Here is a 13,519-nt window from a genome sequence, read left to right on the forward strand (position 1 = left end):
TATCTGTCATGAAAACAATCTCGTTTAAAATTATTTCTATACACCAATTATTGCTTTTCCAAGCAATAACAATAGTGTGTCTGAGCTCATGTGATTCTTTTGTAGAAGTTGATCTGCCAAAATCACAATTAACAACAGTTTCAGTATTTGATAACTATTCAACTGCAAACGCTGCACTGTCGGATATTTATTCTAAAATGAGGGATCAGGGTTTACTTTCCGGTACTGCGTCAGGAGTTTCTAATCAGCTGGGCAGTTATGCTGATGAGTTAACGTGCTTTGCAAGCCCTGGAGATCCGACCCTTCCGTTTTACACCAATACACTTTTGCCTGCAAATTCAACTATCACAGATTATTGGAATATCAGTTATAATCAGATTTATGCAGCTAATGCAGTTATGGAAGGAGTGGAGCGAAGTAATGAATTAACTGCAATTGAAAAAGGGCAGTTAAAAGGTGAAGCTCTATTTATAAGGTCTTTGGTGCATTTTTATCTAACAAATCTCTATGGAGACATTCCTTATATTACTTCGACGAACCATAAGATCAATAACGCAGCTGAGAAGATTAAGGTCAAAGAGGTTTATGCCAAAGTTATTGTGGATTTGGAATCAGCGATAGCCCTGCTTGCACCTGACTATAAAAATGCAGAAAGAATACGGCCCAACCAATTTACGGCCAAAGCATTACTGGCAAGGGTATATCTGTATAACGAGTCATGGCCAGAAGCAGCAAACGCTGCATCAGCGGTATTAAATGCTGTAAATCTCTATGCTATTGAAGATAATCCATCCATTGTATTTATAAAAGGTTCCAAGGAAACACTTTGGCAGTTTCAGCCATCAGCTTCCGGAAAAAACACAGATGAAGCAGGTATTTTTATATTTTTTTCAAGCCCTCCGCCCCTTGTGGCTATAAGTAATAATCTGATCACATCATTTGAAACAGATGACCTGCGAAAAACTAATTGGACTGCATCTATTAGTGACGGTACTACTACGTGGTATCATCCCTATAAATATAAGGAGTTTGATTATACAGCTTCCTCAGTTGAGTACTCGGTGATATTTCGCCTAGCTGAACAATATCTAATAAGAGCAGAAGCAAGGGCACATCAGGGAGATCTCATAGGTGCTAAAGAAGATTTAAATGTTATAAGAAAGCGCGCGGGGCTGGCCGACACAGAGGCTGTCTCCGGGCAGGAAATTATTAATGCTGTTTTACGCGAAAGAAGATGGGAACTGTTTACAGAATACGGACATCGTTTTTTTGATCTCAAACGCTCGGGAGAAATTAATAGTGTTCTCTCTGTGTCAAAAGCAGGATGGAATTCGACAGATGTTTTATTCCCACTGCCTCAAAATGAGTTAAGTATAAATCCCAACCTGCGTCCACAGAATAGCGGATATTAAATTATGATACCTCAAAATATTTTACCAGTCGGAATCAAGAAACAGGAATCTCTGTATATGAATCTCAATTTTTTTTTAGTTTTATTTGTTATTTTGCCATTAGTAGCCTGTCCCTTATGGGGGCAGGTGGTGCAAAAGAAACAGTTGACTGAATTCGATTATCAGAAATGGGGAGAACTAATAGTTGAAAATATTTCTCAAAATGGGCAGTGGATAAGTTACAGGATGATTTATGATAATGATATAGATACTTTATTTGTACGCAATACAGCTAACCTTAAAACTTATAATTTTCCAAAAGGGATATTTCCTCGTTTTGCGGGTAATGGACATCTGATCTGTAAAGATAAAAATAACCTCAGGACTTTAAATTTAACTTCAGGAGATCAGGAAGCTTATCCCATGGATACACAGGTTGAATATTCATCCGCGAGAGACCAGATAATTACACTTTTAAAAAAAGACAAAATTCTGCAAATCCTTAATTTATCAACTAATGAGGTCAAAACAATTCACGAAGTAGTCCACTTTTCCCTGAGCCCCAATGAAAAAGAGGTTATTATTTCGATAAAAGAGAATTCTTATTATTCTGTTGGAATTCTAGGTTTGGATAATACCTCGGAAATAAACTGGATTATAAAGCAGGGGAGTGGTGAGTTTTACAACTTGACATGGGAGGAAAATGGAAAAGCAGTCGCTTTTTACACCGCATCGGATTCAAATGATGATAGTATGAGTCTTTGTTTGTATAATCTGCAGCTAAAGAAATTGTATAAGCTTGATGCAGGTGAGCAAAGTAATTTTCCTTTGGATAAAAATTTTGACAAGGATGGGACTTATCCATTAAGCATATCACCTGATTTAGAAAAGGTATTCTTTGGACTTGCTCCAAAAAACAGGCCTGCTCAAAAAAAAGCCAGTGATACAGTGGAAGTTTGGAATACTGCAGATAAGTGGATTTATCCCCGAGAACAAAGATCTGGGAGGTTTTACGAAAAAGCAAATCTGGCTGTGTGGTATCCTGCATCGGGAAATATTGTCCAAATTTCATCTGCGGATTTCCCCAGCGTTATGCTCAACGGCAATAAAACTATGGCAATTGTATCGAATCCTAAACAATATGAACCCCAGTTTGAAATTGAAGCTCCCAGGGATTATTATATAGTGAATCTGGTTACAGGTGAAAAAGATATACTGGTCAGAAAACAGAGCGAAATCCATTCGGATCTGCTCCCATCTCCTTCGGGCAGGTTTATTGCGTACTATAGGGATAATAACTGGTGGATTTACGATGCTAAAATTAAATCTCACAAGAACATCACACAGAAAATCAAAGTGGCTTTCTTTGGCAGAGTCTTTATATTGGGTGGTGATTCCGCATATGGTAATCCCGGATGGACTCCAGGAGACAAAGAGATCTTATTGTATGATCAATATGATATTTGGGCGGTAAGGTATGATGGAACTTCATTTAGAAGACTTACGAAGGGGAGGGAAAATAAAAATAAATTTAGATTAAGTACTCTGGGAGATTATGATCTTCTGGTCCAAAATTATGACGGCTGGAAAGGAGTTACTATAGATTTAAATGACAAGCTGATTCTTCGTGCAGAAGGCGATGACGGCAAGACTGGATATTACAGCTTGGAGAAAGACAGTGGCATGAAACAAATATTGTATGGTGATAGTTATTTTGATAATATGCATTACATAAAAAAACATCATCTATATATCTATCAGCAGCAGAAATTTAATCTTCCGCCGCGGCTGGTTGTAAAAGAAAATAACAGTGTGGAAAAAATCATTTTTCAAAGCAATTCCCATTACAATAAATTTCAATGGGGAACGTCTGAACTTATTTCATACAGCAATTCAAAAGGAAAAGAATTACAGGGCATTTTATACTATCCAGCAAATTACAGTCCAAAAAAAAAGTATCCAATGATTGTTTATGTTTACGAAAAGCAATCTCATGGACTTCATAAATATATTAATCCTACCTTATTTTCCGGCAGTGGCTTTAATGCATCTGTGCTAACAACAAATGACTATTTTATTTTATGTCCTGATATTGAACATGAAACTGGAAAAGTTGGAGAGGATACGGTCGATTGTACTGTTAGTGCAACCCATCACATTATAAATAAAAATTTGGTTGATCCATTAAAAGTCGGTTTGATGGGACATTCTTTCGGAGGGTATGAGGTAAATTTTATAATTACCCAGACAGACCTTTTTGCTGCAGCTGTTTCTGGCGCTTCAATTGCAGATCTTTACAGTTTTTATCTGACTGTAGGTTGGGACCTGAATATTTCTGATATGAGCCGTTTTCAAAGCCAGCAGTGGCGCATGGGGAAAACTCCTTTTGAGGATCCTGATTTATATTTAAAAAATTCTCCTATAGTAAATACAGCCGCTATTAAAACCCCTATTTTGTTATGGGCTGGAAAGGCAGACTGGCATGTCAATTGGCAACAGAGTGTGGAATTTTATATGGCCCTGAGAAGATTGGGGAAATCTGCAACAATGCTTTTGTACCCGAATGAAAAGCATGTCTTAATGAAAGAAAAAAATCAAATAAATCTTAGTCTCAGAATCAGTCAATGGTTTGATTATTACCTTAAAAATGACCAGTCTGTTACATGGCCAGAAGAGGCAGTTAATTAATTATTTAAACAACAATGCAGTTCTTTTTTAGAACTGCATTGCATTTAAGCATCCTTTGATTAATTAGGACGATAAAGAACCTCCTGGCAGTTATTATCCTTTCCAAAAGCCTGTTGTCCATTGGCCTGACAGATTTGAGGTCTCGGTGTAGTGTTACAACTTACCGGAACATTACAGGGCAATTGAGCGCTGTTTATATATCCAGTTTTAGGGGCAGCCTTTGAAGCACTCTGCATTGAAGTGGTCAAAAAAGCACCTGAGATTCCCATTACTGCAACTAGTGCAAAGGGCATTGTCGATTTTAAAAATGTGGTTTTCATAATAATATGTATTAAGGTTAAAATGATCTACTATTTTATACAGGTGTTCGATCTTATTCCTGGTACCGGCCGGTATACTTTTGTAAATTTTTATGGATGTCTGTTAATCAGTTTCCATCTCTTTTTTAAGGTTTTCCCTTAGCTCATACATCAATAGTTTTGTACCGATCATAACATACAAATGTCTATCGGTTAAAAACAAAGATTTAAGTTTGTCATCTCCAATTTCAAAAATGGGAAAACTTAAAATATAACTGTTTTTTCTAATGTTATAAACATCAATAACCGAAGCATGTTTCCAGATGGCAGGATCTTCATAAAATCCTGGAATTTTTGATTCTACAAGCAGCAGGTTGTTATGCAGAGTGCTTTGGGAATTAACCATAACCGGCGGAGCGGACATCTTACGTACAGTTTCGTTTTTGAGATATGCTACCTTAATTTTTGCTTTGGAAATAGTATCGATGGTCTTGCCGCAGTAATCTAATTTTCCATTCTTGTCTGCTACTATAATTTCATTCCGGTAAAAATACACATACACAGCCCTTTCCATTTTATTGCTGTACAGCAGCATGCCATCGGTATCAAAAATTCCGTCAATCTGCTGTATTAATAAATCCGGCGCATACTTGATTTTAGTGCCGTTTTCTGCTGAATATGTACCAAGAATGTTAGCAGATTTGACCCCGCTATTATTTCGAAAAATAAAAGTTGATTTATCAATTGGCTCCGCTGATGTAAAACGGGGAGGCTCTTTTAAATGAGAAGTAATCTTCCAGTTTTCAGTGCTGCCTGCATATATATAGGGAACAGTTCCATCCATTAAGTAAAAATGTTTTTCCCTTACTAAAGTTTTGATGGCACCAAGGGCAATACGGTGGCCATTAAGATCTATTTTATTTCTTTGCTGAAACTTGAATGAGGTATCGATCGATAAAATTTGAGAAGGTGTTGTGTAATTGCCCAAGTACAGTTTGCCTGTGCTACTGCCTGAGAAATAATAAGAATTATATTTTAAATCTGTGGAATGTACAAGGTGTACTGATCTCTTAATATAGCGTCTGATAAATGGATTTTTATGGTGCATAATTTCTTCAGATGATAGAAATAAAGCTATAACAAAGAATATACTTAATAGTATCGAAAAAGGAATAGTTTTAGCTGGCGACAATTTGTTTTTTAGACTATTATTCTCCGTTTTATATCGATGACTAAAAACTATTCCCAGCACCGCTATTCCAACAAAGAAAAGATTAAAGACTAAATGAACATTCCAGCTCATTTTCTCTAAAATTCCGCCACAGGAACAGGGAACGAAAGAACTGTAATGCAGGACAATATAAATATATGCCGTAAACATAGTCATCAAACAGAGACAGGCATACAAACCATAATTGCGGAATTTCGGAACAAAGAGTAGAAACGCAATTAAGAGCTCGAGAGTTGGGACCATCCATGATACGTACGATGCATAAGAACTCAATAATGGGGATTGTCCAAGCTGCACCTGAAAATTCTCAAAATCCAATAATTTGCTCACAGCTGCATAAACAAATAGCATCACGTATAAAAGACATATTATTTGTATGGTAATTGTTCTTATGTTTTTGTTTAATTCCATGACTTCAGGTAAAGTAATTAGTTGAAAAGTTCCTGATGAGTTATTAGGACTTGATAGGACCTCTATACTCTTTTGTAAATCTTAAAAAGCATCCAATAGGATCATGTATTTTGTTGATTACAACTAAGACAAATTTACAATGATCTGTTATTTTGGTTGTTATCAAAAACAGGCACAGATTATTCAATAGCATTCAATTGTTAGTTAAAAAATAAGATTGCCTCCCAGCATAAAAAGGAGATGCCAATAAACAATATTTGTTTATTGGCATCAATTGATTTTTTTAACTTTAATTACTTTCCGGTATCGCTCAGTGTACTGAGTTTTTCGCTGAATTCTATGAGTCCGGCTTTGTGAAGAAATTCATCTCCAAATTGTTTTAATTCCTGAAGATTTTCCTGTGGAATACTTGTCAAAAAGAGCGATGATTTATCATCACCTTTTGCCGCGAGCCCGCGTTCAATTACATGGTTTAATAAAAGTACATTCTTCCGTGAAATTTTTAAATCCATCTTCACTACTTCATTCATGCCCGGGATACTAAATATAGTATCGAAAACCTTTGCTACATCATTTGTTGTCATCATAATTTCACGTCTTTAAATTAATATTTATTAATACAAAGATATATATAGGCTTCTTAATTATCATGGACATAATATGTCCATGATAGGCTCAATAGGCAAAGCTTGCCTAACTTCGTACAGATTTAGAAATAATCTGTAAATGTTTGCTTTAGGCAGTTTATTGTGATTGGATTTAAGGTATACTTCAGAAAATGCCGAAACCCTAAAAAGACATTAATAAAGCTGAAAGATCGCCACGTTCCTGCAATCGGCCAGATGTCCGGTTGTTAAACAACCGAATCTGGCTGCCCTGTACTCGGAACTCGTGGGCAGTGACACTGGAAAGAGAAAGAGAGTTTGAAATTAATGAAAAGGAAAGAAGATGGAAAAAGAAAATTCAAACAGAACACGTATTGTAGGGTTGCGTTTTACGCCTGCAGAGTACGAAAAAATTGAACGTAAATGGAAAGCTACAACCTGCAGGAAATTAAGCGAATATATCCGCAAATATCTGTTTAATAAAACCATAACAACCAATTACCGAAATGAGTCCCTTGACGAATTTATGGGCGAAATTATCCGCCTGCGAAATGAACTTAAAGCAATAGGAAATAACTTAAATCAGGCTGTAAAAAGATTGCACACCCTAAACCAGATTCCTGAGTTTCGCACCTGGATTATAAGCCATGAACTGGAACAGAAAATACTGCTGGGTAAGATTGAAGAGATAAAGAAATATACTCAAAAAATTTCTGAAAAATGGTTGCAATCATAAAGACAGGATCCTCTGTTCATAATGTTTTTAATTATAATGAAAACAAAGTAAAACAAGGTGTTGCACAGTGTATCGCGGAAGGAAATTACCCTGTTGATCTGGAGCAGATGAATATTTCAATGAGACTCAACAGGCTGCTCAAACAAAATGCCTTAAATGAGAATGTAAAGCGCAATAGTGTTCATATCTCACTGAATTTTGATCCTTCTGAAAGTACATTATCAAGAGAGAAATTAATTGCAATTGCACATACTTACATGGAAAAAATTGGCTTTGGAGAGCAGCCCTATCTGGTATACCAGCATCACGATGCAGCGCACCCGCACATCCATCTGGTATCCATAAAAGTGAAGCCGGACGGAAGCCGTATTGACATGCACAATATTGGTCGGAACCAATCTGAAACTGCCCGAAAGGAGATTGAGAAATCTTTCGGGCTTGTAGAAGCACAAGGCCGTAAAAGTAATAGTGATTCTACACTTAAACCTATAGCTGCATCAAAGGTCAGTTATGGCCGGATACAATCAAAAAAAGCAATTTCTGCAGTGCTTGACGGTGTATTATCTTCCTATAAATATACCAGTCTTTCGGAATTGAATGCAGTATTGCAGCTATATAATGTAATGGCTGACCGCGGAAACGAGAACTCCAGAGTATTTAAGACAAATGGACTTGTATATCGAATACTTGACACGGAGGGAAAGCCTATTGGGGTGCCTATTAAAGCCAGCGACTTTTATAACAAGCCGACACTTAAGTTTTTAGAGCAGAAATTCGCATCTAATAATAATGTAAATACAGGAATGAAGAACAGGGTAAAAAATGCAGTTGACCTTGCTCTTTTTGCGAAAAACATTCGATTTTCCCAGCTGACCAAATTACTTGAAAAAGAAGGAATTAATATCGTGTGCCGAAAAAATACTGAAGGATTAATTTACGGAATTACCTATGTGGATCATACCACTAAATGTGTTTTTAATGGCAGCGCATTAGGTAAACAGTACAGTGCAAAAGCAATACAGGAACGCTGTAGTTTAATTGGCAGTAAAAAGCCCCATTTTGATACTGACAGTTCTTTAAAAACACATGCAGATAAGATTTCCGATGCAAACAGTAAGGATTTATTCCAAGATAATAATGTGACCGATACAGGCGTGCTGGGCAAGATCGTGGACGTTTTGACCCAGCCACAATTTGATGCCAATTATATTCCAAATCAGCTTAAAGGCAAGCGAAAAAAGAAAAAAAGAAAAGGACAATCTGATAATCAATAACACTAAATATCATGGCGATGCAGACAGGAGAAAATGAACAGGCGCTTAGAAAAATACTTGATATGACAAGGCTGATTGGCATTATCATTCTTATAATTCACTTTTACTTTTATTGCTACTCCGCTTTTAGGCAATGGGAGCTCACAAGCGCGTTTACCGATAAAATATTGGACAATATCTACCGTACGGGATTGTTCTCGCATTTCCATAAATCTAAATTTTTTGCACTCAGTTTTTTGATGATTTCTCTTTTGGGTGCAAAGGGTCGCAAAAATGAAAAACTTAATTACAGAACAGCTTTTGCCTATTGTTTAACAGGATTGGTTACTTATTTTATTAGTTATTTTTCGCTGTTCCTGTTTTCACTTGGCTCCCGTAATGCTATTGTCTATATGATGTGTACCTCGGCCGGATTTCTAATGATTCTTTCCGGGGGCACTATGCTTTCCCGGATTATAAAAAACAGGCTCAGTCAAAAAGATATTTTCAATAAGCTCAATGAGACTTTTCCTCAGGAAGAAAGACTGCTGGAAAATGAATATTCCATCAACCTGCCCGCCCGATATTATCTAAAGGACAAACAGCGCAGCAGCTGGATCAATATTATAAATCCATTCAGGGCGCTGATGGTTCTTGGCACTCCTGGATCGGGCAAATCGTATTTTGTGATCCGCCACGTTATAACCCAGCACATTCGAAAAGGGTTCAGCATGTTTGTTTATGATTTTAAATATGATGACCTCTCCAAAATTGTCTATAATACATTTGAAAACAACAAACATGTTTATAAAATACTACCTAAATGTTACTTTATAAATTTTGATAAGATCATGCACAGATGCAATCCGCTGGATCCCCACAGTATGGAAGATATAACTGATGCTTCGGAATCGGCAAGGACTATTTTAATGGGGCTTAACAGGGAATGGATTAAAAAGCAGGGAGACTTTTTTGTGGAGTCGCCAATTAATTTTTTATCGGCCGTAATCTGGTATCTCAGAAAGTATAAAGATGGAGAATTCTGCACCCTGCCTCATGTAATTGAACTCATGCAGATGGATTATGACAGTCTCTTTACACTGCTTCGCACAGAGAAAGAAATTGAAGTACTGATAAATCCGTTTATTAATGCTTACCTCAACGAGGCGACTGACCAGCTTGAGGGGCAGATTGCTACGGCGAAAATCGCCATGGCCAGGCTTTCCTCCCCGCAGTTATATTATGTTTTATCAGGAAATGATTTCACTTTGGATATCAACAATCCCGAGGAGCCTAAAATTGTGTGCATGGGAAACAACCCGCAGAAAATACAAATATACGGAGCCGTATTATCCCTTTATGTAAACAGGCTTGTAAAGCTGGTAAACAAAAAAGGAAAAATGAAATCAAGCCTGGTCTTTGATGAATTCCCTACTATATATCTCAATAATATGGACAGTTTAATCGCCACTGCAAGAAGCAATAAAGTGGCGACCTGCCTGGGTGTTCAGGACTTCACCCAGCTTCGTAAGGACTATGGTAGGGAACAGGCAGATGTCATTATGAATATTGTGGGAAATATAATTAGCGGACAGGTTACAGGAGATACTTCCAAGCAGTTATCAGAGCGATTCGGCAAAATTATGCAGGACCGCGAAAGCCTCTCTATCAACAGCGCAGACACGTCGATCAGCCGCTCCAAACAATTGGAATCTGCTGTTCCGCCTTCGAAAATCTCGGCACTGAGTTCCGGGGAATTTGTTGGCATGGTTGCCGATGATCCCGATTGTAAAATTGAGCTCAAAACCTTTCACAATGAAATTATAAATGATCATGAGGCGCTTAGAAAAGAGATGGAGAATTATAAGGAAATACCACCTGTCCGAAAACTTGACAACGCAATGATACAACGTAATTACCTTCAGATAAAGCAGGATATTCAGGACATAAATCATTCCGAAATGGAACGCCTGCTGAACGATCCCGCGCTGGCTTATTTAGTATTAAAGAAATAACATGAACAATAAGAAATTTAATATTTAGAAGCGATGTTACAGGAGCAATTTTCAGATGTAGTCCAGTTAATAAAGCAATCCAGATCAAAAGCTATCTCAGCGGTCAACACCGAGATGATAAATCTGTATTGGAGTATTGGGCAGTACATCCATATCCGTGTTGAAAGCCAGCAGTGGGGACAATCGGTGGTTACCGAATTAGCACTGTTTTTAAAAAATACCGAACCTGAAATAAAAGGTTTTTCAGATAAAAATCTTTGGAGAATGAAGCAGTTTTATCAGACCTATAAAGATTTTCCAAAACTCTCAGCACTGCTGAGAGAAATTAGCTGGACAAATAATCTAATCATTTTAAGCAGGGCAAAATCCATTGAGGAGCGCGAGTTTTATCTGGGGCTCTCAAAGCAGGAGAAGTTCAGCTCAAGAGAGCTAGAGAGACAAATAAACAGCGGCGTTTTTGAAAGGACTATTCTGGGAAATACAAAACTCTCATCAGCGATGAGAGAATTACATCCCGATATCGCCAATACATTTAAGGACAGTTATATTTTTGATTTCCTTAATCTTTCAGATTCCTTCACTGAGAACGACCTTCAAAAAGGACTTATCAGCCAGATGAAAAACTTCATACTGGAACTAGGTAAAGATTTTTTATTTATTGCAGAGGAATATAAAGTTCAGGTTGGACATAGTGATTTTTTTATTGACCTGCTTTTTTATCACAGGGGACTTCAATGCCTTGTAGCATTTGAACTAAAATCAGATAAATTTAAACCCGAACATCTAGGACAGCTCAATTTTTATCTGGAAGCATTAGACCGCGATGTCCGCAAACCAAATGAAAACCCGAGTATAGGAATCTTGTTATGCAAGGATCAGGATTATGCTGTGGTGGAATATGCGCTAAGCAGAAGTCTTTCTCCCACTATGGTAGCAGAATACAAAATACAGCTGCCGGATAAAAAGATGCTTGTCACCAAACTGAACGGTCTTCTTTAAGGTGCCATTTTATTAATTAAAAAACGATATATTTGGAAGTAAGAATGAATGATTTTTCATATAAATAATTAACTTTCATTATTTGGACCATGCAGCATGCGATAGACATTAGTGGAAAAAAGATTACTCCTGCTTATTCCGGCGAAAAAGCCGTATGCGGCTTCTGTAAAAAGGAGGTAAGAGGAAAATGCGGAAAAATTTACATTTGGCATTGGCAACATGTCCATAACGCAGCTTGCGACGTATGGAAAGAAGGAGAAACCGAGTGGCATCGGGCCTGGAAAAACAAATTTCCATTTGACTGGCAGGAAACAATTATAGAAAAAAACAGCGAAAAGCACATCGCTGACATTTTTACGCCAAATGGGATTGTAATTGAATTTCAAAATTCCACGATTTCTTCATCAACTATTGCCGAGCGGGAAAAGTTTTATGAAAAAATGATTTGGGTCATAAATGCGCAGACGTTTAAAGATAATTTGATTACTGAAAATAAATCAGATGAACAACTGGCAGAAATCGAGCTTCGCTATTTGACACAGCGAAGTCAATTAAGTAAACACAATTCTGTTGGACTGCAGAATATAAAGAAAAAACAAACCGCTTTGACGTCTGAAATCCAATCCAGGGAAGATGATTTGAGAGCATTAGAGTCTGTGACTGATCTTTTTAAAAGCTACAATAAAAATGCAGAAACATTTGCCGAGCAGATTATAATTATCTGGCAAAGCGAGAACTTATTTGTCGACTCATCTCTTATAGATATTATCAGTCACGATGCAATACCTACTAAAAAGACATTTTTCAGGTTATTGGGGGACTTGAAACGTAACAAGCACTTTTTAGGGGCAGCTATCAAAAATAGTATAGAAATTGAGGAACTGTATATGGAACGTAATGAGATTCTGAGTGAACTTGAAAATCTGAAACCAGCCGTGAAGGAGGAATTGAAATACGTCGCCTCGGAGTATCTAGATCTGGAAGTCGAAATTGCCCAGCTGAAAAGAGAAATTTCGTTTTTGAAGTTGGAGAATGATGAGAATGATAGGGAATATCAGGATCTGAAAATCTCAATCGACACTTATATCAAAACAAATTTGGAAAAATTAGAAGCTGATTTTGATGAAGAAAGAAATAAAATCATTAAAGATAAAGACAAACTGACCCTATTTTGGAAACGCGAAAGGAAAAGCTGGGGTTCAGCTGCCGCGCCAATTTTCCTCGACATCGGGGATGGTAATATGCTGTATAAACAGCCCAATAATAAAGTCAGCAGAGTAAATGTTTGTGATTTTATCAGTAAATATAACCCTGACGAGTGCTAGTCTTCGGCTCCTATTGCTAATTGTTTGCAAATTAAGATTCAATTACAAGATAGTTATTTTTTCTTGATTATTTTTTCTTTTTCGCTATGCATTGAATCTTTCAAATGTTTTAGTTCTATTTTGATACTTTCGATTTCCTGATTTTTTCGGGAGTTAGAAATCCAGTTGCCGATAAAAGTAATTACAGCCAATAGAAGCAGAATAAATGTTGAAACATTCTTTAATACATCATAAATATTATCCAGATATTCTTTTCTGCCCTTAGTGAGGTATTTCTGGTCATGATAGGCTGCTGTACCTGAATCTGAGATGGAATAATAGAATCTGCTGTATTCAAATTCCGCTTCATTTATTTCTTTTTCATTTATCAGATATCTGATCTGCTGGATAACATCAGTTTCCGGCAGTCCTGAGTTCTCTGTAAGTTTATCAAATTCAAGGGAGGTATCCCGTATGTCAATATTGTCCGGAGACCATTTTTGGTCCTTTCTTGCCTGAAGTGTCTTCAAAAGCTCATGGCGGCTGGTGTATTTTGGATTTATTTTCATTTTTATTGCTTTTTTGAA

General features: G+C 37.0%; 11 protein-coding genes. 7 read left to right on the forward strand and 4 right to left on the reverse strand.

The features are described 5' to 3' along the window. Positions 1-8 precede the first annotated feature (8 nt). Positions 9-1,412, forward strand: coding sequence for a RagB/SusD family nutrient uptake outer membrane protein (locus tag GON26_RS11515; protein ID WP_160374925.1), 1,404 nt, complete (start codon positions 9-11; stop codon positions 1,410-1,412). A 3-nt stretch (positions 1,413-1,415) separates the two neighbouring features. Next, positions 1,416-4,079 carry a S9 family peptidase gene (locus GON26_RS11520; RefSeq protein WP_160374926.1) on the forward strand — a complete coding sequence of 888 codons (2,664 nt, stop codon included), beginning with the start codon at positions 1,416-1,418 and terminating at the stop codon, positions 4,077-4,079. Positions 4,080-4,138: 59 nt separating this feature from the next. On the opposite strand, the gene GON26_RS11525 is transcribed toward GON26_RS11520, so the two are convergent. The 3 genes from GON26_RS11525 to GON26_RS11535 all read right to left on the reverse strand — a co-directional run bounded on the left by GON26_RS11525 (position 4,139) and on the right by GON26_RS11535 (position 6,607). Beyond that, complete coding sequence (locus GON26_RS11525; RefSeq protein WP_160374927.1) at positions 4,139-4,399, reverse strand: hypothetical protein; 261 nt, start codon at positions 4,397-4,399, stop codon at positions 4,139-4,141. Between the two features lie 103 nt (positions 4,400-4,502). Next, positions 4,503-6,020: a MauE/DoxX family redox-associated membrane protein gene (locus tag GON26_RS11530; protein ID WP_160374928.1), complete on the reverse strand. Its 1,518-nt coding sequence runs from the start codon at positions 6,018-6,020 to the stop codon at positions 4,503-4,505. 293 nt (positions 6,021-6,313) lie between these two features. Beyond that, positions 6,314-6,607, reverse strand: coding sequence for a hypothetical protein (locus GON26_RS11535; RefSeq protein ID WP_160374929.1), 294 nt, complete (start codon positions 6,605-6,607; stop codon positions 6,314-6,316). A gap of 361 nt (positions 6,608-6,968) precedes the next feature. On the opposite strand from GON26_RS11535, the gene GON26_RS11540 reads away from it, so the two are divergent. From GON26_RS11540 to GON26_RS11560, 5 genes are all read left to right on the forward strand, one after another. Beyond that, positions 6,969-7,361, forward strand: coding sequence for a plasmid mobilization protein (locus GON26_RS11540; protein ID WP_160374930.1), 393 nt, complete (start codon positions 6,969-6,971; stop codon positions 7,359-7,361). Further along, the gene (locus GON26_RS11545) at positions 7,346-8,635 is read left to right on the forward strand and encodes a relaxase/mobilization nuclease domain-containing protein (protein ID WP_160374931.1); all 1,290 of its coding nucleotides are present in this window, start codon (positions 7,346-7,348) and stop codon (positions 8,633-8,635) included. The genes GON26_RS11540 and GON26_RS11545 overlap by 16 nt, the downstream gene beginning before the upstream one ends. Before the next feature lie 17 nt (positions 8,636-8,652). Next, positions 8,653-10,629, forward strand: a complete 1,977-nt coding sequence (gene mobC, locus GON26_RS11550) for a conjugal transfer protein MobC (RefSeq protein ID WP_160374932.1) — start codon at positions 8,653-8,655, stop codon at positions 10,627-10,629. 33 nt (positions 10,630-10,662) lie between these two features. After that, entirely contained in the window at positions 10,663-11,628 is a 966-nt protein-coding gene (locus GON26_RS11555; RefSeq protein WP_160374933.1) for a PDDEXK nuclease domain-containing protein, read from the forward strand. A gap of 89 nt (positions 11,629-11,717) precedes the next feature. Then, entirely contained in the window at positions 11,718-12,953 is a 1,236-nt protein-coding gene (locus GON26_RS11560; RefSeq protein WP_160374934.1) for a competence protein CoiA, read from the forward strand. Positions 12,954-13,006: 53 nt separating this feature from the next. Here the strand turns inward: GON26_RS11560 and GON26_RS11565 are convergent, their stop codons facing one another. Then, entirely contained in the window at positions 13,007-13,501 is a 495-nt protein-coding gene (locus GON26_RS11565) for a hypothetical protein (RefSeq protein WP_160374935.1), read from the reverse strand. Positions 13,502-13,519: the final 18 nt, after the last annotated feature.

This window comes from Flavobacterium hydrocarbonoxydans, assembly GCF_009789235.1.
Lineage (GTDB): Bacteria > Bacteroidota > Bacteroidia > Flavobacteriales > Flavobacteriaceae > Flavobacterium > Flavobacterium hydrocarbonoxydans.